This window comes from Cycloclasticus sp. (assembly GCF_019090545.1).
Classification (GTDB): Bacteria; Pseudomonadota; Gammaproteobacteria; order Methylococcales; family Cycloclasticaceae; genus Cycloclasticus; species Cycloclasticus pugetii.
Genome location: NZ_JAHRVT010000002.1, coordinates 80,130 through 102,130, shown reverse-complemented (window position 1 = coordinate 102,130; position 22,001 = coordinate 80,130). Strand labels below are relative to the sequence as shown.

Genomic DNA, 22,001 nt, shown 5'->3' with positions numbered 1-22,001 from the left:
TCGCTTTAAAAAGTTTTGAATCTATCTAATTATAGTTTACAGTAGGGCTTATAATAAAAACGGCGTTGCCTGCTATGCAAAAAAACAAAGCCGCTTCCAACTGTGTCGAATGTGTGCTCGCAAAACAATGCGTCCCTTCTGGAATGCCGGCCAACAAGCTATTTCGCTTTGAAAATATAGTCCAAACTAATATCCCATACAAAATGGGCGAGGCATTATTTCAACAGCACACTGAAACAAGCTTTTTATATGTTGTTAAGACAGGTTCATTTAAAACAAAAATGATTTCACCTCATGGCACCGAACATGTACACAACTTTTTTCTGCCCGGTGAAGTCATCGGTCTGGACAGTGTAGGGCTTGGAATGACACTAAACAGTGCTGATGCCCTTGAAGCCAGTTTAGCTTGTAAAATAGACTACCCCTCGCTGCGCATGTTGCGTAAGGAGTTTCCAACCTTGTCTGACTTCTCAGTGAAGCTGTATAGCACCGCCTTAGCTTCCATGAGTCGCGTGCAAAACATCATATCCCTACAGTCCGCCTCGTCTCGATTAGCAGCCTTTTTGATTTTATATCATAGTCGTATTTCATCCTCTAATTTACAGTCATCCTCATTTCAACTACCGATGACTCGCCAAGATATTGCCAGCCACCTTGGACTGGCTGTTGAGACAGTCAGCCGGTCTTTTTCCAAACTCATTGATACCGGCTGCATTAATAAGGATGGACGTAAAATTCAAATTTTAGAACTTAAAAAATTGGAGCAACTTGCAAACTCATCTGCCCGCTAAGAGGCCTTAGTGACATATATCAAATTCAAAGACAAAAACAATAGGTCACTTTTAAAAAACTATATATATTCTTTTTACGATTAACCAATAGGAGAGAACATGTCGCAAATACCTAATAACAGTGCCACACTAGAATGGCCGGCTAAATATAATGAAGTACCTAAAGAGGTTTTCGAACGGGCTGATTTATGGCCAAAAGAACTTGAAAATATCTTTTATGGTGCCGAATGGCACCCAATCGTTCATCAAAGTGAAATCCCAAATATCGGCGATTATAAGGCTGCTGATTTGGGTGAAATCCCTGTTTTCGCTGTGCGCGGTGAAGACAATAAGATTCGTATCTTTCAAAACGCCTGTACTCATCGAGGCACAACCCTTGTTACCGAAAGTTTAGGCAACAAAACAGAATTTGAATGCCCTTACCATCGTTGGCTATTCAGCCCTGAAGGTGAGTTAGTCGGTTGCCCAAATAGCCGTGAATTTACACCCGATTTTGACAAGAAAAACTTTAGTTTACCCACCTTCCGAACAGAAGAATTCTGTGGCTTATATTTTATTACTATGAGCGAGACAGTTGCTCCTCTTAAGGAATATCTCGGTGAAAACTTCTACGAACCTCTTAGTCGAATCCTTGGTGGTGACGGGCGTTTAAAGTTCATTGGCTATCAAAAAGTTCATTATGACTGTAACTGGAAAGCATACTGCGATAACGATGGTTATCACGCTCCACTCCTTCACCTAGCTTTTAAAATGCTTAACTGGCAGGGTGGCAAAGGTGTTCAAAATGTATCTGAAAATGGTCATTTATCCTTTGAATCTGAACTTAAAATCCCTGATGACATTACAGCCCTAAAAGACGCCTCTATATTAGATTTTAAAGGCACCGAAACCAGTACAGGCTCCATTGTACAAATGCAATTCCCTCTTACTGTTTATTCCAAACATATGGATATGCTAAATATTCGTTATGCTTTTCCTAAAGGCCCTAAAGGCATTGAAGTCCATTACGCATATTTCACTCATGAAGATGATGACGATGAAATGATTGCGCATAGAATTCGCCAATCTAGTAACTTGCTTGGCCCTAGTGGTTTAATCAGCATGGAAGATGCCTCTGTTTTTTCCCGCATTGATAAGGGTAATAAAACACCTGGCATGGCAATATTCCAGAAAGGTGTTAAAGACGAATACCAACTTGAACTTCAGGTTGGGCAAAATGATGAATCTGGAAACCTACCACGTTGGGAACACTATAGAAAATTAATGGGCTTTAAGAGGGCAGAAGCATGAGCGAGATTGAACCTAACGTAATTTTTAGTATTGAGAACTTAAATAGAGACTATATTTGTGCGCTCGACAATTTAGATATGGAAAAATGGTTAGCCTGTTTTAATAAACAAGGCAGCTATACTTTGATTTCAAATGAAAATGAATCTAAGGGTTTTCCTATTGCCTTTATGCTCGATGATAAATATGAACGTCTGCAAGACAGAGTCACACAGGTCACGGTCATTCAAAATGATTCAACTGAACATTATCAAATGAGACACATGACTCAGCTGACTTCTATTAAAGATTTAGGCAATAATCGTTACCAAGCTAACTATAATTTTTCTATTTTCTACACCCAGAATCTTGTTGAGAAAAGTGAACTTTTATGTGTTGGCCGATATGAAGATATCGTATTAGTTGAAAATGGCGCCAGCTTTATTCAACGTAAAGCCGTTGTTGATACTAACGTATTACCTCGTTATGTTCCTTACCCTATCTAAAATATAACGAGCACAAAAAAAGCCTCAATATTTTAAATATTGAGGCTTTTTTTTCTGCTTTTTACTCTGGTCGTTTCCCAACACCAACACCGCCATCAGAATTAATGACCGTTGCGGTAATATATTTAGATTGCTCTGATGCTAATAATAAATAAGCCCCTACATGATCCTCGGGTTCAGCTATGAAACCCATCGGCGTCATATCAGCAATGATTTTATCAATGCCCGGTACTTCGTTTAGCTTATTCTCTGCCTGACCTGCTGCATTACTACCACCTAAGTTTGTTACCGTACCACCTGGCGCAACACCATTAACTCTAATATCTGGTGCCACTTCATAGGCAAGTTGCTTTATCAAGCCAATAACAGCATGTTTAGAGGCAACATAGATTGGTCCGCCACCACCGGTATAATAGCTTGATGTGGATGCTGTAAAGATCATATTACCTTTTGTTTTTCTAAGCTCAGGTAACGCCGCTTTTGCACCTAATAAATATCCCTTAACGTTAACCGAAAAAATTTCATCGGCAATTTCTTCAACCTTATCTTCAGGTTGTGCTTCTAGGGGCACCATATAATCCCAAATGCCTGCATTACCAACAAATACATCCAGCTTTCCGAAAGTAGAAACTGCTTTTTCAACCGCTACTTTGTTTGACGCTAATGACCGGACATCTCCGACTATACCCACAACAGAACCAGCGTATGTTTTTTCTAGTGCATCAATACCTTCCTGTGATCGATCCATCACACATAATTTTGCACCTTCTTCAACAAATCGTTCAACTATTGCCAAACCTATGCCTGAGGCTCCCCCTGTAATCAATACTACTTTATTATCTAACCATCCCATTGCTTATACCTTTTTATTAAAATTAAAGAAATTCATATTATCATCGAGTACAACACGACTACCGTTCGTCATTAAGCACTCAAGCTCTCGATCGCCTTTTTTAATTTTACCTAAATAACTTTATACCTAACAGTAAAATGCTTTTATCTACAAAATCGAGAAGGAATCAAATTGTGAGGTTAAACCCACTCCAACCTTAACGATACTTATTTATAGTCGACCGACTACTTCTATCTTACTAGCAATATATCAACACATACACCTAAGATCTTAACCAACAATTGTTTTTTACTGTGCGGCCTAACTCTTAGATCCTACTGAGTTCATGCAATATTCACATTAATTAATAACATATTCGTGTATTGCCTCAATTTCTTCCTTTGATAGCTTATTGCCCCAGGCTGGCATAGAACCCTTGCCATTAATCACTGAATTAATAAACCTTGCCTTATCATTCTTCGGAAATGTACGAAGGTCAAATGTCGTTCCCGACGTTTTCATTTCCACACCATGACAATGAGAACAGGCTTGCTCGTATAGCTCAGCGCCTTTTTTAACCGTGCTTGACCATGACTTTAGCTTTTTACTTACTGCCTGTGCATCAGGGGCTTTGGGTGGCTGAATCGTTTCAGCATGGACTGTACTCGTATCCCCACCATTTCCTAATTCAAAGACCCAAACAGATCCACCTGGGTTAATGTTTTTTAGGTTTATATCATTTGATAAGCTGTTGTAAACGCCACCAATACCACTGGCAATAGCAATATATTGCTTACCTTCTAATTGATAAGTAATTGGCGGTGCGATAATCCCAGACCCTGTACGGAACTCCCACAGTTTTTCTCCAGTCTGTGCATTTAATGCATATAATTCTCCAGTTTGTGCACCCGAAAAAACAAGGTTACCTTCCGTGACTAAGGTCCCACCATTCATAGGAATAGCTGTTGGGAATTGCCATTTTGCTTTACCCGTTAATGGATCAATCGCCCTTAAATACCCCTTGGGCCCTTCTGGAAAAGCCCATTCAAACCGTGCTCCAATATAAAAAACACCTTTTTTATAGGGCTGCTCAACGGGGGTATATTTCCAGCCGATATTAAAGGTATTAGCATATGCTAACCCTGTTGTTGGGCTATAAGACATCGGCGCTAAGTTTTTACCACCAAAAGCCGAGGGCCATATCTCGGTTGTTTCTCCTGTCTTAATCATGTTTTTAACGCGCTCAGATATGATTGGTCGCCCTGTCTCCATATCAATTCCATCAGCCCATGTCACTTTATCGACAAATTTATTGGCCCTTAATAACTTACCAGTGCTACGGTCAAGTACATAAAAAAACCCATTCCTATTGGCTTGTATCAAGACCTTCCGTTGTTTTCCATCAACCTCAATCTCAGTAAGTATTGGGTCATTAACAGCGTCATAATCAAAGCCATCATTTGGGGTAAATTGATAATGCCAGATCAACTCACCCGTTTTAGGTCTAATAGCCAACATACTTTGCGTATATAAATTATCTTTTGCTCCTTCTCTCATATTCCAAGGCGACTTATTACCAACCCCCCAATACACAAGGTCTAGTTCTTTATCATACGAGCCTATCAACCATGTCGGCCCTCCACCATGCTCCCACTCATCACCTTGCCAACTCTCACTCCCCTTTTCTCCCGGCTTGGGTATAGTATGGAAGCGCCATAAATGTTCACCTGTTTTTGGATCCCAGCCATCTAAGAACCCCCTAGCGCCAAATTCTCCACCTGCTACACCAGTAATCACTACATTATTAGCAACAAGCGGGGCACTGGTCATTGAATAACCAAACTCAATCTCTGCTGTTCGTTTTTCCCAAATGGTTTTTCCATTTTTTGGATTAAGGGCTAGCAACCTATTATCCGGCGTGGCGCGATACAGCACATCGTTGTACCACGTTGCTCCTCTGTTCGTAACACCACAGCAAGTTAGCGTTTCTGCAGGGTATTGAATGGTACTTTTCCATATTTGACGACCAGATCTTGCATCGACTGCATATGTCGCGTTGTGGCTTGTAATATACATAACCCCATTAATAACTAACGGTTGTGTTTGCTGTCCTCTATTATCACCAAGGGATAACACCCAAGATGGTTTCAATTGATGCACATTGCCATCATTAATTTGTGTTAGAGGTGAATAACGCTGTAAATTTTGTTCAAGACCATAATAGTGAACACCGACATCTTCTGGTACTTCACTTATTTGTCTGTTTATTTGTTCAATAGCGCTTTTTGGAACTAATTCTTCTTCTTTATTGGTCGTTTTATTTTGTTCATCACAAGCACTTAAAATCAATAACATAAAACAGAACAGTAAATTTTTAATTATTGTATTCATTCCTCTCCCCCTTTTTTTTAAATATACTATTTAATTCGCATCTTATCGCCTAGTTATATTTCATGTCTTAATGACATAAGGCATAAAAAAAGCAGTGAAACTTTCGTTCCACTGCTTTGATTATTAATGCTTAATATTAAGTGATTCTATTACTGATAATCTCTTAATTGGTCTACATCAAACATTGACTCATCTACAACCACATCTAGGTCTTCCCATGTTGCAGTCATATTCATAGTCGTTACACGATGAGTAACATTATTTCTAATTATAATACCGCCCCAGTTGCCTTCTCCTGTAGAAGGTTTCCAGTCACGTTTTTCATCATAACTTTTGAATATATTGCCACGTGGATCCCATGTGATGTGTCGACGTGTGTTGTAAAACTCTTTATCAACCCATGCATGGCGTTTAGAGTATTGATATTTACCTGATTTATCAATAATTTCAAGTTTCCATGTAGGACGAAGTTCAACTTCCATGTATTCAATAGCACATTTATCTTCTGTTAGAACCATTGAGTTGTATGCATGTACAGTCGAAACTGGGGTTAGTACAAACTCTTCACCGATAAGGTTATAATCAAATTTCTTAATATCAGTTTTTACCCAATAAGAACGCCAATCATCCCAAGATAATTCTAGACCTGATGCTAAAGGATCTTCTGAATCTGAACCTGTTAACAAACGAGTTCTACGTAAGGTAGGAATGAATACTTTAAAGTCATCTTCTTTACTGCCTGAAGCATAACGTTGGCGTACACCTGCTAAACCACGTACATCATTTGGTTCAAAGAAAAATATTGCACCACCTTCAACCATTTCTTCTTTACCTGGAATGTCTCCTAAAGGCTCGATTTCTGTTCTGTTATGAAAATGCCACCACCAAAGATCTGCCTTATATTCTCTATCAGGCTCACCTTCAGCCGTACATGAATATAAATAAACAGGACTAAACTCCAGTGTTTCAATACCCACAGAATTTGCAACTAAATTCCAGTTTAGTTCTAAACCATTTTTAGGATTAATAAATGGGATTGCTGAAGCACCTGGGCCAGACAATAAAGCATAAGACCCATCGTCATAAACCATTTGACCATCTTCATCAAATTTAATGTTTATGTTTTGTTCTTTAAGTGCTTTAGTATTTTGTAAATATCCATTATGCATATAATAGGTATTTGTTGGCACGATTTTCATTTTCTTAATGCCGCCCCATGATCCGCCAATAGCATCATAAAGCTCTTTAGTTAAGTATTTAGCTAGCCAAGGGTAATCAGCCTTATTTTCGCCTGTAATTACTAGTCCTGGCTTTAAATCTTCTGGAAATGTTTCTTTATCCATTAGGTCATATGCATCATAACCACGTAAGTCTTTCCATTCTTTTGCTAGTTTAATTGCTTTAGGGTCTGAGATTAATTCAACCCATTTATTATAATCAGCATTATTTTGTTCTGATGCAAAAGCTTTCCAAGCTTCTAATGCACGATTGGTTTCTGCCATTGCAGGTGCAGTTGACATGCCAAGCCCAAGCGCTATGCCGGCAGCTGCCAGTTTTATTTGTAATCTTTTATTTTTCATTTATATCTCCATTACCCTTATTTCTTAATTTAATTCACTTACATTATTAATAACTACCTACCACTTTTCAATAAGTGATAGGTAGTTATTCTAATTACTTAGAACTGGTACGTTAAAGATACTTCAACATAATCTGAATTATTAAAAGTACCAATTGGTGCGCTTTCTTTGTTGCCAGAGAAATGAGCGATTTCTACACGTGGACGCCATGAATCGCCAAAGTAGTTAAAATCAATACGTTGACGGTAGTAATCACCTGAGCCTTGAAAATCACGTATATATAAACCATCTAGTACTAAACGTTGGTTATCTAATGGTGCATTCCAAGCAAATGTTACAAAGTTTTGATGATCTTGTATTTCAGTAAAGGCATAGGGCGATTGTTGCAATAGGCCTTGATCTGAATTATTAGTGTAGATATCAAATAATTGTAAGCTAGTGAAGATAGATTTAGCTTGTGATTCCCAACCCGGTACCCATAATGGGAAATCGAAGCCGATCATGGTTGAAGTAATATCTTCTTTCACAATATTACGGCTAGCTTCTACAGCTAGTACACCTGAACCAGTTACTTCACCCGCAAAACTACCATCAAATGGTCCGAATGTTGCGCCTGGATTAACTCTAGAACGATTAAATGGACGATCAAACTCATGTGACATTTCTAAACGTACAGTTGGTGCAGAGCTTTTGCGTCCAATTCTGATAAAGTCACTTAAATCACGAGCAAAGGTAAATCCAACCATCAATTGGCGATAATCATAGTCCAGCTCAACTTCACCATTGATAGAACAAGCAGGACCCTCCACTCCAGGTGTTAATGGATCATCACATCCGGCAAGCAATGTTAAAGGGCTGCCTAACGGAGCTGCACCGGTTTTAGCAAAATTGTCTGCTGATCTTAACCAATCAAGATAACCACCTTGTCCATGCACAATTGCTTCGGTTGTTGCCGCATCAAATGACGCAGTAGCAATTGCTCCGTTTGGATTATTTGTGCCGTCACCTATAAGTAGTGTAGACCCTAACAGTTTTGAAACAGGTAAGTCTTGTTGTCCGTAAAACGCATTAATGGTTGCTGAGCCACCTAGTGCTCCGAACTTTAAGCGCATAGACCATTCTGCATCCGTTAAGCTGAGACGATTTGGTTTATTGTCATATAAATTAAAACCTAGTCCAACTAAGCCTGGTCCATTTTCTGTTGTGTCATTCACATCAGCCCAATCTAAACCAAAAATACCGCCCGATGTCTCATCGCCTGGTGTTGGGTTGTTAATGATAAAGTTAGATGTTTGAACTTCTGGTACAAAGTTAATTTCCAAAGATGGGTTTTTCATACCAATGGCTTTAAACGGCCCGTCTATACCAAGCTTTCTGAAGTTAAAATCAGCTGACACCATTAAAGCTGGTAAGCGAAGCTCATCAGAGTCTGTAAATGCAAAACGTTGACGCAAGTCTTGAGCATGCAATACATCCATTAATCGTAAACCATCTGATTGACCCCAGCCACGTTGGAAACGACCTGCTTTTACTGAAAAACGGCCTTTTCTGTCTCGGTACTTAACGGATAATTCACGAACAATATCTTCCCAATCTTTTAATACTTCTAATTCATCGTCCATCTCAGCACAATATGCGTTGCCTGAGCAATTACTTGAGTTTAGATTGAAGTTAGCATTTTGCGTAAAAGCGCCAGTACCTGGCACGATTGCACCATTGACTTGATCGGGTAAACCACCATTTGGTGAGTCATAGCTGGTGAACTGTGAAGACAAATCACCACGTAGCCAGAAATTCCCAATGAAACTCCACTGTCTATTCGGGCGGTACGTTGTTTTAGATTCTATAATCCAGTTTGCTGGCCCTGCTTTATTGCCTTGATCTGGTAGATCGTATAGTACAGACGCTCCCAACTTAATTCGACCACTTTGAGTTAGGCCTTTAATGCCTGTATCTATCGCCATAGCAGGTGCCACCATGGAGACACCCAGTATAGCCGCTAGACTTATTTTTGTTATTTTCTTCATCTTTTCCCCTTTATTATTTACAGTAATACATTTCTAACACTTATTTTATACGTCATTTCACACAGATAAACAACGTTTTTTGTCATTTTTACAACAACGTTGTTTTATTGCTACGCAGCATTTTCTTTTATTTTAAACAATGCCTTAGGATGAAAAGCGGCAATGGCTGCGGGTACGAATAGTAACGAACCTAACATGTTCATAAATAATACAAGTGCTAGCAACATACCCATTTCTGCCTGGAACCTTAATGGTGATGCAACAGCCCAAGGAATTAATGGCGCAATCATGGTAACCGCTGTAATAAATATCGCGTTACCCGATGTTAAGAAAGCCTGATGTATTGCTTCATGGACATCTTTTATCCCTAGGTTTTTATATTCTTCTTTAATTCTATCAATCATATAAATACCGTAGTCCACACCTAAACCTACACCAAGTGCAGCAAGTGGTAAAGTACTAACGTTTAAGCCCACTTCTTTCCAAGCCATAAAAGCGTATGTCAATGAGTTAGCAGTAGCCAAACTAAACAATAGAATTAAACCCGTTGTTACAGAACGATAGTACAAGACAATACAAAAGAAAATTACAAATGCAATTGCAACCATCGTCTTCACATTTGAATTAACAATTTCTTCATTGAGTGCCTCAACAATACCAACTTGTCCACCCATATAAAGGAACTTTGCATCACTAACAACTTCTTTCTCATTAGCAAAGAAAGCATCCAGATTATCTCTTAACTTTTGGATTGTTGGACGACTATGGTCTTCTAAGAAAAAGGAGATGTTACCTATTTCCCACTCTTTATTTGTATAAGCCGCAAAGTCTCCAGGCTCACCTCTTGAACGGAACATATAAATATCAAAACCAACTTCTTCTGCCGTGTCCGGTATGATCGCGTATGAAGGATCCCCTTCAAAAAGAACAGAGTTAATCAATTTAATGATTGGTACCAAGCTAATAGCAGGACGTACTTCTGACATATGCTCATACACATAACGATCTAACGCTTCTGTTTGATGATAAACAGATGGGTCAAGCATGGTGTCTTTTTCACCCTCTACATACACCTGCATAATATCGGTACCTAAGAAGGAAAACCTTGTATTAATTGACTCTACATCTTTATTAAAACGAGCTTCAGGCCACAGAATTGCACTACCTTTTGTATCACCTACAGTTAGATTTTGTGAGTACCAACCACCCATTACTAACAATAAAGCAGTAGCACCAACCATCGTCCAGGCATGGTCTTCCATATTGATGACTGTACTCCAAATTTTATTCAGAATAACAGAGCCTGTTTTATGTGACTTTGGCGGTTTAATTAAACACATCACTGAGGCTGCGAAGATAAGCGCAGGCACAACTGACAGCAACCAAAGACTACATATAACGGCTAGCGACTCAATACTTGGAATAGCAACAAGGGCCAACACACCAAAACCTGCTGCATCTGTAATAATGGCAGCGGTACTTGGTACCAATAACAATGCCAAGCCGTCTCTAGTAACCTCGCGACAATGTGAAGGACGCTCTTCACAAGCAGCAATATTGTCTAAAATACGCGTTGTAAACTGTACCCCATGCGACAATACAATAGCGAAAATAAATGCAGGAAGTAGGATAAGCAACGGATCTAAATTATAAGAAACCGCACCCATTGCACCTAACCCCCAGATGGTAGCAACTGTTGCAGTAAACATTGGAATAAACACCCCAACCCACGTTCTAAAATACATGAACAAAATTACTGCAATAATCAATAGTGATGCTGCCAAAATATTGAAAACTGAGTCAAGTGACTGATAAATATACCCAAGAAGAATTGGACGACCAACAAAGTTGATTTCTAAGTCTTCCCCTTCATACTGCTCGCGCAAATCTAGGAAAAAGTTCAAAATCTCTAACTTATCAGCTTCGTCTCTAAAGTCTGCAATAACTATCGCCGAAGTCTCATCGTTAGATACTTGAAGGCCACGATATTGCTTATTAACAAACTGACGCATCCTCGTCATTTCTTGTTCAGTTTTAGGTAAGTCTGGCCATAGAAGCGCATCCACGCCCACACGACCCCCACCACCAGAAATGGCTTTGGTTTTCCTTAATACTAAAGACTGACTTAAGTGACGGTAAGTATGTTTATTGTAATAAACGTCTTCGGCTATTTGTTTGTACTTAGTTAAATAATCCAGGTTATAAATATTCCCTTTTTTATTTTTTACTTCAATTAAGGTTGTATTTGCACCACCAAACTGTTCACCAAACCGTAAAAATAATTCTACATTATTAGAGTTTGCGGGTAGCATTTCTTCAAGGATCACATTAAGTGACAAACCCTTATACGCATAATAGCCAGGAATAATAGTTAGCACCGTCAATATTGATGCAACTAGCACCGGCCTTCTTGCGATAAAGCTAGACAACTTATTAATCATTATTTTTCTCCCCAACGACTAGATATCAGCTTTACGTTCTCTGACTCAGCTATATTTAGTTTTTGTCCAAAGGACATATCATTCAAATTACCTTTTACGATCATTCCACGTAAACCCGCAGCCCAGATTGTGCCCGACTCAGTCACATCCACACCGCCAATCCAAGTATAAGGCAGTGGGAAGCCTTCCTCAGGCATCAAGTTTGTTACTGTATATGTAGGCTCTGTAACGACTTCTACCGTAGCATCATCGCTTTCTATTGCAGCTGCGACTTCCTTTTCAGCTTCTGAGACTTTAAACATAACCGAAGCACCTACCACAACAACTTCATTGCTCGCTGTTGCTGATACATCATATAAATGATTGGTAAGACCACTGTCTATTTTTGTTATGTAGTAGTTGGTATCCACTTTTGGTAATGGCTCTACATGCTCAGGTACATACTCTCTTTTTTTACGGGCTGCTTTCTTTCTTGCTTTTTCTTCTTTTTTTGCTTGCAGCGCTTGCTCAATCGCTTCTACTTCAGCCCATTGTTCATCTGTTGCCAAAGCAATACTAACCACACCCCCATCTAGACCTACTGCAATTGCCCCATCACCATGTGATGCTACTGAAAGCAATGTAGCTCTACTTGGGTTATAGCTAACCAACCATAGATCACCTTTATTTTCAGTATGGGCAATCATGCCAAACTCACCAACTAAAATGGCACTATCTGCATCTTTAGCCACAACACCATGTAACCTTGGTAAGTCTCTACCATCAAAGCCTGTTAAAGTTTGCTTTTCCCAGTTTTTACCGCCATCTGAGGTATGCCAAATAGCCGCGCCATGTCCAACAGCCCAGCCATTATTTACGTCTGCAAATGAAATATCTCTTAAATAATTTCCTTCGTCTTGTTTCTGAACAACCCATGTAAAGCCACCATCTGCTGTGTGTAGAATGGAGCCTCGATGGCCTACCGCCCATCCATTGTTAGCATCTACAAAAGATAAGTGACGAATTAACTCATTGACACCGATATAAATAGCAGACCATGTTTCACCACCGTCTTCTGTTTTAAAGACAGAACCCGAATATCCCGCTATAAAACCAATATTCTCGTTTACAAACTCAACCGCATAAAGGTTATCCGGCCAAAATCGTTGAAACTCACCTTGTTCACTTGACGTTCCGTTTTCTGCCGTTGCAATTCCTGTCACCAGAAATGCCAAGGCAAGCACACACAAAAGGCGTGCGCCTTTTATTCTTTTAAGATTTATCGATTTCACTATTTCCCCTCATCAGCTGAATCTATTAATTATTTAACTTCACTACCAATCAAACAAGCGTTCAAAACTATAATAATCCAGATATATTTGTCAATGATTTTTAACTAGAATTAGGCTAATAAAAGCCGCGCCAATTTTTACATTAGCCATATTTCGCTTATTTCTATACAGTATATAGTTGCTTTACTCATGTTTGCATCAACTTTTTTCATTAAACAAAGTTTTTAAATTTCGATTTTACTTGCAAACTATACTTTGCTAATTTCTGCAAACCATTAACCTCTTGGAACTTATATGCATACAAACTTGTCTGCCAATATTTATCAAACTGGTGATTCCAGTGTTTTCAAACTCGACACGAGCCTTATCGAAGAGCCTAAAGCACAGCAAGTACTGCTTAAACAAACTGCAATTGGCGTTAATTATATAGACACCTATTTCCGCTCTGGTCTCTACCCAATTGATTTACCCGCCACCTTAGGCGATGAAGCCGTTGGGGTCATTGAACAAGTGGGCGAGGGCGTTACCGAGTTTTCAGTTGGTCAACGTGTGGCTTATTCTGCCGCTAAGGGTGCCTACACACAATATAGGGTCATTGATATTAATGAACTGGTTCCTATCCCCGATAATATTGATGATAAATCGGTCGCCACCAGCTTGCTACGTGGTATGACGGTTGAATACTTATTTTGCAGACTACATGATTTAAAACCGAGCGATGTCATCCTCATTCATGCCGCCGCGGGCGGTGTTGGCCAAATTGCTTGTCAATGGGCCCGAGCTATTGGAGCAACCGTTATTGGCACTGTTAGTTCTACGGAAAAAGCTCGTATAGCGAAACGTAATGGTTGTGATTTTGTTATTAATTATACTGAGCAGGATTTCGTTAAGGCTGTGGATGAAATTACCAACGGTCAAAAAGTAGATGTTGTTTATGATGGCGTCGGTAAAGACACCTTTACCCAATCACTTGATTGTTTGCGTGTGCGAGGACTGATGGTTAGTTTTGGAAATGCATCAGGTAAGCCCGACCCATTTGATGTCCTAGAGCTTTCAAAAAAAGGCTCGCTTTATTTAACTCGCCCAACTTTATATCATTACACTAGAAACCGACAAGAGATACTTGACAGTGCGGCCCGCTATTTAGCAATGCTTGAAAAAGGCCACATCAATATTCAAGTAGGGGAGAGCTTTGCCTTGTCTGATGTGGCCAAGGCTCACGACTATCTAGTTCAACGCAATAGAATTGGCAGCCCTGTGTTAATCCCTTAGCTTTGGTTTATGCGCTTTTAAACCCGCATAAAAACTGCCCATAAAAATTAAAACCATCCCAATTATTTGGTATTGATAAGGCATTTCTTCCAAAAACACGGCATTGATAATAATAATATAAACAGGCACCGTATTTAAAAACAATGAAGCCCGCGATGGGCCGATAACCTTCATACCCTTATTCCAAAATAACAATGACAACACCGTTGGCCCTACACTAATAAACATTAAGGCCCAGAATGCATTAACTGTTAAATGAGGTGTTTGTATGACCTTTGCCTCATATATTCCTAATGGGATCACCACAACAAGAGAGAGCAGCACACCTAAAGCCGTCAGGAGTAGGGGAGACATGCCTATCATCGCGTTTTTAGCAATAAGACTATAAATCACCCAACTGATGACAGCACCTAATACTAATAAATCACCAACATTAAAATTAAGCAGCAATAAATTGGTTAAATCCCCTTCGCCCAGTATAAACAACAAGCCAAAAATAGTGACGGCCGCTGCAACCCAATGATGATAATTTAATTTTTCTTTTAAGAAAGCCGCCGCCATAAATGCAGTCAGCAGTGGTGTTAAGGAGTTAATCAAGCCGGCATTGGTTGAAGTTGTCAGCCTTAAGCCATAGTAGAGCAGGGACTGAAAAAATATAACGCCGAAAATTGCTAACGCGATAAACGTCCACCAGTTTGTAATATGCTTAATTTTTTTAAGCTCCCCTGTTTGCATCAGCAATAATATAAAAATAAAGCCCCCAATCACCAAGCGTGTACTAACAATCGACCAGGGGCCTAAAAAATCGGCCAAATACCGACCCAAAATCATATTCCCGCCCCATAGCAATCCCGCAATATTTAACAGCACCACGGCTTTAAGTGTTTCATTTTTCACTGATTTAACTCCATTAAAAAACCCTGCTCTCGCAGGGTCTAATATACGGTATTAATAGAGCACTAACGGTGCTTTATTAATCTATTTATTTTTAAAGGTAAACGTTCAGACTTTTATTTTTGAAGATATTTTGATCGAGAATAATTTTACGTTTAGCTAACTTCAACACACCGTCTACGCGTCTAATTAAATCTGTTCGGTGGCCTAACATCGTGTGCTCTTCATCTTCATTAATATTTCTGTGCACAGTTACCAACGAATAAACCCTAAATTCATCTGGATTATCCGTTAACTCAACTTCGATATTCGTCACCACATGGGCACTTCGAGTTGCTGGGTCTTCGGACCAACACGTACCTGTTTCGGTACGTATGATGCGTTTTACCAAACATTCCATATCATCGTTGTAATAAGCCGTGTCGTAAATCGTCGGCTCTTTCTCATTTTTACGATAACGTTGATAACGATATGGCATCCAATAATGAATATCTTCAGTTAACATTGTTAACCACTCTCTGAACTCTTCATTATCATGATGTCGTGCTTCACGGTACAAAAACTGCTGTACTTCATTAATCAACTCTAAAGAAGCGACCTTGTTATTACTTGTTGTTTCGTTTGTCATCTTCAGCTCCCCTAGACTGTTTTCTTGCCTGCATAGCGCGGCGTGTAGCGGGTAGGCACTTGATCCCAACTTTTCGCGTTCATCAAGTCAGCCCAACGCTCATAAAATTGACGTTGGTTAGCATCATTAAATTGACTAGCATAAACAATACCTGGCAGTTCTTCATGTTCAATTCTACGGTTTATTCCGCAACCGTAATGCAGCTTTCCTCTTCGTGTTACCACACCTTTATTAACGGATGTATTACCTTCCCAGTTTTCACCGTCGTCCATTTCCAGCACACCAGCTGGGTTAAACGTTTGCATACAACCAATATTAATGGCTTGTTTAATTTCATCCGGCATATTTTTATTAACGATAGTCCACATCCGCATTTCAAACTTATGTGGGCCTCTTGGTAACCACACACGGAATGTTTGAATACCTGGTAAAAATGAACAGTTAGGAAATAGCGATACCGATGCCAAGGAACCGAATATTTTTGATCTCATCTCACCCAAGCGCTCTGCCATTTTTGGGCGCATTTTTTCATAATATTCAAGCACTTTAGGTTGACCTAAAATCGCAATATCGGCCAGCCCTTCGGTGCCAAATTCCCAACCATGACCATTCATACTGGCGTGGTAGCTACCTGTTGGATCAGCTGGTGGAAAGCCTTCATTGTTATTCATCGCCTTAAAGCCTGAGTCATGCGTCCATAGGGCGTGATAGGCATCCCCTACGAAATTCTCAACACCGAATTTCCAGTTAGCATTAATGTAGTTTTTGATACCACCACCGATAAACTCTGTGCCGCCATCATCTTGGTCAAGCATGATGTCCAAATACCATCTAAAGTCACCTAAGAACTCTTCAAGTGAAGGAGCTTCTTCATCAAATGTAGCAAAGATTAGACCTTTGTAGCTATCTACCCGAGCTTGTTTTAAGCCCCATTTACTTTTATCGATGTCACCTTCATCGTACACGTGCTCATTTGATAGGCCTTTTAATTCACCATCGGTTCCAAACGCCCAACCATGGTAGTTACACGTGAAGTTTCGAGTGTTTCCATCATCGGCATAACAAATTTTATTACCTCTATGTGTACAGGAGTTAAGAAACACTTTCACACTGCCATCCTTTTGACGGGCAGCAATAACACCATCTTCACCCATATAGGTGGTATAAAAATCATTAGGATTCGGCATCATCGAGTCATGCGCAATAAACTGCCAAGCCTTAGCAAATATTTGCTCTAACTCTTGCTCATAAATCTCTTGCTCCCAAAAAATACGACGATCAACCCAGCCTTCCTTTAAATCCATATAGCGGCTGTAATCACTCTCAAGTCTTCTATTGCTCATACCTATATCTCCTCACTAACTTACACACATTTTTATCGTTATTTGAAGGCCAGCTAAAGGGTGCTACACACCTTTTATTTCTCTAACTAACCCCATTAAAACGCCTTATTCAAAATGGTCTTTGACTCATCAGATCACAATGATACAGCAATACAATGGCAATTAAAATTTGATTTAAATCAAAATTACCTTGAAAAAGGTTTTTTTACATTTACTTTTGGGGTCAATTGCTAACCAATTCCACCACCCGCTACATTCATCACTTCCCCTGTTATATACGACGCCTCATCAGCCGCTAAAAAGCAAATCGCTGCTGCTTCTTCTTCGGGCGTTCCAAAACGCTTCATTGGGGTGTCTCTAATCGTTTGATCATAAACGCCTTGCATACCGGCTTTATCTAACTCGGTTAGCGCATCGGTATTTCTTGGAATAGCTCGCTCTCCTTGATCAATTCCACCCGGGTTTACACAATTAACGCGAATATTGTGCTCTGCCAACTCCATTGCCATACAAATGGTCGCTGCTTGAACACCGCCTTTTGCTGCGGAGTAGGGTACTCGGTTAATCCCACGCGTTGCTACAGAACCAATATTAACAATAGCGCCTGACTGCTGCTCCATCATAAAAGGAATAACCGCACGGCAACACCATAGAGTAGGCCATAGTGATCGATTAATTTCTTTTTCAATTTGATCATCTGGGTACTCCCAAAATGGCTTTGCCCAAATAGTGCCACCAACATTGTGAACAGACACATCAATACGACCAAACTTTTCTATGGTTGTTTGCATAACGTGCTTGGCACCTTCACTGGTCTCTAGGTCTGCCATACATATTTCAGCAATACCCCCTTCCTGTTGTATTTGTTGCTGCACTAACAAAGCTTGATCTTCCACACGGTCGGCAATCATTACCTGACCACCTTCACGTGCAAACCGTAAAGCACAGGCTTTACCTATACCTTGGGCCGCACCGGTTACCACAACAACTTTATTTTCGAAGCGTTGGCTCATTTTTCTCCCCTATATATTTACAGTCTAACGACAATTACTTACTATTGACTTTCCATTTAATCAAAATAATAGGACAAATGAAATGAGCGACATTACTTTATATGGCTTTCCAATCAGTACATACGTAAGAACAGCCCGCATTGCCTTAGCTGAGAAAGGTGTTGCTTATGAACTATTACCTTTTGAACCCAATACTGAAGAAATGATCGCTGTTAACCCGACAGGCAAAGTGCCTGCTTTTAAACACGAGGACTTTGTTTTATATGAAACATTAGCGATCACCAAATACATTGATCAGGCCTTTGATGGCCCAGCACTTCAACCTGCTGATGCTAAAGAGCGCGCAATCATGAACCAATGGACTAGTTACATTAACGCTTATGTTTTTCAGGAACTAATTCATGAAATTGCCTTATTTAGATTTGAAATTATTCCTTTAGACCAGTCCGTTCTTGATGCTGCAATCCCTAAGGCGAAGGCACATCTAGCTCTATTGGATAAAACGCTTTCCACCAACAATTACCTCGCCGGCTCTCAAGCTTCTTTAGCCGATTATTTTCTTTATCCTATTTTAGCTTTTTTTGGCATGATACCTGAGGGCTCTTTATTAGCAGATTACTCAGGAGTAAGCGCATGGATGACTCGCATGGAAGAAAAATCAAGCGTAAAAGAATCCGCTCCTACACTTTAAGACACGTTTTAAGCTAACAATAAAAAGCCGCAATAGCGGCTTTTTTCATCTTTATACAGCACAAACACGTGTTACAGTTAAGTGACTTAAGCATCGTACTTCGTATGGCCCTTACTCTTTCAAAACGCATGTCTTTAAGACGCTTCACCAAAGGCGAAGCCCCTCAGCACTCTTCTATTCAATTAAATTACCGGCGTATCTTCATCCTACCGAATAAAGGCGGCTTATCACTGCTCGTCGTTATTTTATTAATGCTGATCGCCTCGATTAATTACAATAATAGTATGGGATTTGTCTTTAGCTTTCTATTGGCTGCTAGTGCACAAATGTCTACGTTTTATAGCGTTAAAAATCTATATGGGTTGATTATTTCACCGAGCAAAACTCCCCCTTATTATGCTGGCTCTAGCGGCCAAATGAAAGTGCTTATTAAGGAAACAAAAGGGGTTGAACGTTGGGCCATTAAAGCTTCTTATTTGCACCAACAAACTTTTTTTGATGTTCAAAAAAATCAAACTTTATTAATTACCTTACCGATCAAGTTTAAGCAACGCGGATGGCACACACTCGATACCATTACACTGTCTACTACTTTCCCTTTTGGGTTTTTTCGAGCTTGGTCACCACTACTTTTTAACCAAGCCATCTTAGTTTACCCCCAACCAATTGATAGTGGCTTATCGCTAGAAATTAACCAACCCAGCGACGAACAAAACAAAGCTGCCAGCAACCAAGTTGGTACCGATGAATTTATTGGCTTAAAACCCTATCAACAAGGGCAAAGTTATCGACAAGTAAACTGGAAAGCCTTTGCCGCTGAAAAGGGTTTTTACAGTAATCAATTTAGTGCTGAAGAGTCCATTTCTGTCTGGCTAGATTGGCATTTTTGCCAGCCATTAGACACCGAAGCAAAACTATCTCAGCTGTGCTTCTGGCTATTAGACTGCGAAGCCCAAGGCCTTGAGTATGGTTTACGCCTACCCGGTGTTGAGCAGCCGCCAAACCATGGCCATGCACACCTGCATACATGTTTAAAAGCGCTAGCCTTATACGGACATTCATAAATAACCATGCCCCTTCAGCCCACCATTATCAAACTACTCATCAGCATTGGTGTACTGCTAATCATTCCACATATTGGTGAACTTCCTCTCCCCTTTATAGTGATCGGTTTTAGTCTGCTAGGGTGGCGAGCACTAACTCTCTGGTTTCCTAATACTTTACCGAGTAAATGGTTGTTATTACCGCTTTCAATCGGCCTAGCTTTTTTTGTATTAAAAACATACGGCATGTCTCTAGGTCGCGATGCCAGTAGTTCTTTATTAATTATACTGATGGGATTAAAACTTCTCGAAAGCCGCTCTAGCAGGGACACGCAAGCAGTGATTTATTTGAATTTTTTTATACTCATTACTCCTTTTTTATTCGAACAATACATTGAAATTGCTACATATGCCTTCTGTGTGTTTTTCTTGCTTTTATTTTCACTGACCATCAACAATACTCAATGTCATCGTTTAAAAAACCCAGGGTTATTACGCATCTCGGCTACCATCCTTTTTTTATCCGTTCCGTTAATGCTTATATTTTTCATTTTTTTCCCTCGTATGATTGGGCCTCTTTGGGCCATGCCAAATCAACAGTCTGCAATTAGTGGTTTAAGCGACACGATTAACCCTGGCAATGTTTCAAACTTAGCCCTCTCTGATAAAACAGCTTTTAGGGTACGTTTTGATGGTACAGCACCCAAACAAAAAGACTTATATTGGCGTGGCCCTGTTTTTTGGGAAACCGATGGACGTTCTTGGACACTAACGCCACCTAAATCAGACTCATTTAAACGTGCAAAAGCTATCAATAATGAAGGTTTAGATATTCAATACACCTTGATGATGGAACCTCATCATCAATATTGGCTTTTTGCACTTGATATCCCTGCAGCAGCACCAAAAAACGCCCGCTTAACGCATGACCACCAATTAATATTAAATAAAAAACTCAGTCGAAATATTTCGTTCAATATTCGTTCAACCTCGCAAAAAATCCAGGCAAAGCCGTCTGACAACGACCTGAATCGAGCACTCCACATACCCGATAACACAGACCCGAGGGTCTTCGACTTGGCAAATAAATGGCTTAAAGCCAATGCTGATAATCAAGGCGTTATTAAGCAAGCGCTTGAATTTTATAATAAAGAGTTTTATTACACACTTAAACCGCCTTCATTAGGCCAAGACCCTGTTTCAGAGTTTTTATTTGATACTAAACGCGGTTTTTGTGGCCACTTTGCCACCAGTTTTGCCACCTTAATGCGCGCAGCAGGTATTCCTTCTCGGCTTGTTGCCGGTTATCAAGGTGGCGTTTATAACAAAGTTGGAGACTTTTATAACATCCGCCAAGCAGATGCCCATGTCTGGGTTGAGGTTTGGTTAGAAGAAGCGGGCTGGGTTCGAATTGACCCTACTGCCGCCATCGCACCTAACCGTATTGAACACAGCATTGATCCTTCATCACAACAAGCTAATAGCGATATTAATTTTCTTATAACGCCCCCAGAGGGCTTCCAGCAATGGGCTCAACAGCTTAAATGGGCTCTCAATAGTTTAGATTATTATTGGCAAAACGCTGTTCTCGCCTATGGTCCAGAAAAACAACTCAATTTTCTCTCTAATCTTGGTATTTTTGACTGGAGAGGCATGGTGAAGTGGTTAGCGGTGCTAAGCGGGCTAGTGCTCATTGGCTCAATTGGTGCTGTGCTATTACTGCAAAAAAAATCTCATGATGCCGTTCAAACCGCATATTTAGTACTGTGTAAGTCATTAGCAAAAAGAATAGGGCAGCGCCAACCACACGAAACCACAACTGACTACTTTAACCGGGCCATTAAACAATACCCACAAAGGGCAGGTGACCTAACGACATTAAAAACACTGTATCTAAACACTCGTTATGGAAAAGAAGCCGAACATTCTTTTATTCAACAGGTAAAACACTTTCACTTTTAACTTGCTCAGCCTTTTCATCACCGTACTGATTATTTCGTTATGCCCCAAAA

General features: G+C 39.9%; 17 protein-coding genes. 7 read left to right on the top strand and 10 right to left on the bottom strand.

From position 1 onward, the window contains the following. Nucleotides 1-74 precede the first annotated feature (74 nt). The 3 genes from KUG63_RS00820 to KUG63_RS00810 all read left to right on the top strand — a co-directional run bounded on the left by KUG63_RS00820 (nucleotide 75) and on the right by KUG63_RS00810 (nucleotide 2,563). Nucleotides 75-791 carry a Crp/Fnr family transcriptional regulator gene (locus KUG63_RS00820; protein ID WP_016390223.1) on the top strand — a complete coding sequence of 239 codons (717 nt, stop codon included), beginning with the start codon at nucleotides 75-77 and terminating at the stop codon, nucleotides 789-791. Between the two features lie 99 nt (nucleotides 792-890). Continuing rightward, a complete protein-coding gene (locus tag KUG63_RS00815; RefSeq protein WP_020933217.1) occupies nucleotides 891-2,081 on the top strand; it encodes an aromatic ring-hydroxylating oxygenase subunit alpha in 1,191 nt (396 codons plus the stop codon). Continuing rightward, a complete protein-coding gene (locus KUG63_RS00810) occupies nucleotides 2,078-2,563 on the top strand; it encodes an aromatic-ring-hydroxylating dioxygenase subunit beta (protein ID WP_015007036.1) in 486 nt (161 codons plus the stop codon). The genes KUG63_RS00815 and KUG63_RS00810 overlap by 4 nt, the downstream gene beginning before the upstream one ends. 61 nt (nucleotides 2,564-2,624) lie before the next feature. Here the strand turns inward: KUG63_RS00810 and hcaB are convergent, their stop codons facing one another. The 6 genes from hcaB to KUG63_RS00780 form a co-directional block, all read right to left on the bottom strand. After that, nucleotides 2,625-3,416 (bottom strand): 3-(cis-5,6-dihydroxycyclohexa-1,3-dien-1-yl)propanoate dehydrogenase, encoded by a 792-nt coding sequence (gene hcaB, locus KUG63_RS00805; protein WP_020162779.1) that lies wholly within the window; start codon nucleotides 3,414-3,416, stop codon nucleotides 2,625-2,627. A gap of 339 nt (nucleotides 3,417-3,755) precedes the next feature. After that, nucleotides 3,756-5,786 carry a PQQ-dependent dehydrogenase, methanol/ethanol family gene (locus KUG63_RS00800; protein WP_287553658.1) on the bottom strand — a complete coding sequence of 677 codons (2,031 nt, stop codon included), beginning with the start codon at nucleotides 5,784-5,786 and terminating at the stop codon, nucleotides 3,756-3,758. Between the two features lie 149 nt (nucleotides 5,787-5,935). Continuing rightward, nucleotides 5,936-7,366, bottom strand: coding sequence for an outer membrane lipoprotein-sorting protein (locus tag KUG63_RS00795; protein ID WP_287553657.1), 1,431 nt, complete (start codon nucleotides 7,364-7,366; stop codon nucleotides 5,936-5,938). A gap of 98 nt (nucleotides 7,367-7,464) precedes the next feature. Continuing rightward, a complete protein-coding gene (locus KUG63_RS00790; RefSeq protein WP_287553655.1) occupies nucleotides 7,465-9,393 on the bottom strand; it encodes a hypothetical protein in 1,929 nt (642 codons plus the stop codon). 110 nt (nucleotides 9,394-9,503) lie between these two features. Continuing rightward, on the bottom strand, nucleotides 9,504-11,834 hold the full coding sequence (locus KUG63_RS00785) for an efflux RND transporter permease subunit (protein ID WP_287017750.1): 2,331 nt from the start codon (nucleotides 11,832-11,834) through the stop codon (nucleotides 9,504-9,506). After that, nucleotides 11,834-13,105: a WD40/YVTN/BNR-like repeat-containing protein gene (locus KUG63_RS00780; protein ID WP_287553653.1), complete on the bottom strand. Its 1,272-nt coding sequence runs from the start codon at nucleotides 13,103-13,105 to the stop codon at nucleotides 11,834-11,836. Before KUG63_RS00780 ends, KUG63_RS00785 begins: the two co-directional genes overlap by 1 nt. A 294-nt stretch (nucleotides 13,106-13,399) precedes the next feature. Between KUG63_RS00780 and KUG63_RS00775 the strand changes: the two genes are divergently transcribed. Next, complete coding sequence (locus KUG63_RS00775) at nucleotides 13,400-14,377, top strand: quinone oxidoreductase family protein (protein WP_287553651.1); 978 nt, start codon at nucleotides 13,400-13,402, stop codon at nucleotides 14,375-14,377. Here KUG63_RS00775 and KUG63_RS00770 read toward each other — a convergent pair. The 4 genes from KUG63_RS00770 to KUG63_RS00755 all read right to left on the bottom strand — a co-directional run bounded on the left by KUG63_RS00770 (nucleotide 14,366) and on the right by KUG63_RS00755 (nucleotide 18,255). Beyond that, entirely contained in the window at nucleotides 14,366-15,274 is a 909-nt protein-coding gene (locus tag KUG63_RS00770) for a DMT family transporter (RefSeq protein WP_016390232.1), read from the bottom strand. The genes KUG63_RS00775 and KUG63_RS00770 overlap by 12 nt on opposite strands. Before the next feature lie 91 nt (nucleotides 15,275-15,365). Next, a complete protein-coding gene (locus tag KUG63_RS00765) occupies nucleotides 15,366-15,899 on the bottom strand; it encodes a 3-phenylpropionate/cinnamic acid dioxygenase subunit beta (protein ID WP_015007045.1) in 534 nt (177 codons plus the stop codon). A gap of 11 nt (nucleotides 15,900-15,910) precedes the next feature. Further along, the gene (locus KUG63_RS00760; RefSeq protein WP_287553649.1) at nucleotides 15,911-17,242 is read right to left on the bottom strand and encodes an aromatic ring-hydroxylating oxygenase subunit alpha; all 1,332 of its coding nucleotides are present in this window, start codon (nucleotides 17,240-17,242) and stop codon (nucleotides 15,911-15,913) included. 230 nt (nucleotides 17,243-17,472) lie between these two features. Continuing rightward, nucleotides 17,473-18,255, bottom strand: a complete 783-nt coding sequence (locus KUG63_RS00755) for a 1,6-dihydroxycyclohexa-2,4-diene-1-carboxylate dehydrogenase (RefSeq protein ID WP_020933227.1) — start codon at nucleotides 18,253-18,255, stop codon at nucleotides 17,473-17,475. An 82-nt stretch (nucleotides 18,256-18,337) separates the two neighbouring features. Here KUG63_RS00755 and KUG63_RS00750 point away from each other — a divergent pair, with 82 nt between their 5' ends. The 3 genes from KUG63_RS00750 to KUG63_RS00740 all read left to right on the top strand — a co-directional run bounded on the left by KUG63_RS00750 (nucleotide 18,338) and on the right by KUG63_RS00740 (nucleotide 21,951). Next, nucleotides 18,338-18,946 carry a glutathione S-transferase family protein gene (locus KUG63_RS00750; RefSeq protein WP_287553647.1) on the top strand — a complete coding sequence of 203 codons (609 nt, stop codon included), beginning with the start codon at nucleotides 18,338-18,340 and terminating at the stop codon, nucleotides 18,944-18,946. Nucleotides 18,947-19,014: 68 nt separating this feature from the next. Next, nucleotides 19,015-20,010: a DUF58 domain-containing protein gene (locus tag KUG63_RS00745; protein WP_287553645.1), complete on the top strand. Its 996-nt coding sequence runs from the start codon at nucleotides 19,015-19,017 to the stop codon at nucleotides 20,008-20,010. A gap of 6 nt (nucleotides 20,011-20,016) precedes the next feature. Continuing rightward, on the top strand, nucleotides 20,017-21,951 hold the full coding sequence (locus tag KUG63_RS00740; RefSeq protein WP_015007050.1) for a DUF3488 and DUF4129 domain-containing transglutaminase family protein: 1,935 nt from the start codon (nucleotides 20,017-20,019) through the stop codon (nucleotides 21,949-21,951). The last annotated feature ends 50 nt before the right edge of the window (nucleotides 21,952-22,001 follow it).

Bases quoted from the DNA above. Each gene is read 5' to 3' on its own strand.
- KUG63_RS00790 (WP_287553655.1), bottom strand. From the start codon at position 9,393: ATGAAGAAAATAACAAAAATAAGTCTAGCGGCTATACTGGGTGTCTCC.
- hcaB (WP_020162779.1), bottom strand. From the start codon at position 3,416: ATGGGATGGTTAGATAATAAAGTAGTATTGATTACAGGGGGAGCCTCA.
- KUG63_RS00815 (WP_020933217.1), top strand. From the start codon at position 891: ATGTCGCAAATACCTAATAACAGTGCCACACTAGAATGGCCGGCTAAA.
- KUG63_RS00810 (WP_015007036.1), top strand. From the start codon at position 2,078: ATGAGCGAGATTGAACCTAACGTAATTTTTAGTATTGAGAACTTAAAT.
- KUG63_RS00760 (WP_287553649.1), bottom strand. From the start codon at position 17,242: ATGAGCAATAGAAGACTTGAGAGTGATTACAGCCGCTATATGGATTTA.
- KUG63_RS00795 (WP_287553657.1), bottom strand. From the start codon at position 7,366: ATGAAAAATAAAAGATTACAAATAAAACTGGCAGCTGCCGGCATAGCG.
- KUG63_RS00785 (WP_287017750.1), bottom strand. From the start codon at position 11,834: ATGATTAATAAGTTGTCTAGCTTTATCGCAAGAAGGCCGGTGCTAGTT.
- KUG63_RS00800 (WP_287553658.1), bottom strand. From the start codon at position 5,786: ATGAATACAATAATTAAAAATTTACTGTTCTGTTTTATGTTATTGATT.
- KUG63_RS00775 (WP_287553651.1), top strand. From the start codon at position 13,400: ATGCATACAAACTTGTCTGCCAATATTTATCAAACTGGTGATTCCAGT.
- KUG63_RS00765 (WP_015007045.1), bottom strand. From the start codon at position 15,899: ATGACAAACGAAACAACAAGTAATAACAAGGTCGCTTCTTTAGAGTTG.
- KUG63_RS00750 (WP_287553647.1), top strand. From the start codon at position 18,338: ATGAGCGACATTACTTTATATGGCTTTCCAATCAGTACATACGTAAGA.
- KUG63_RS00740 (WP_015007050.1), top strand. From the start codon at position 20,017: ATGCCCCTTCAGCCCACCATTATCAAACTACTCATCAGCATTGGTGTA.
- KUG63_RS00820 (WP_016390223.1), top strand. From the start codon at position 75: ATGCAAAAAAACAAAGCCGCTTCCAACTGTGTCGAATGTGTGCTCGCA.
- KUG63_RS00755 (WP_020933227.1), bottom strand. From the start codon at position 18,255: ATGAGCCAACGCTTCGAAAATAAAGTTGTTGTGGTAACCGGTGCGGCC.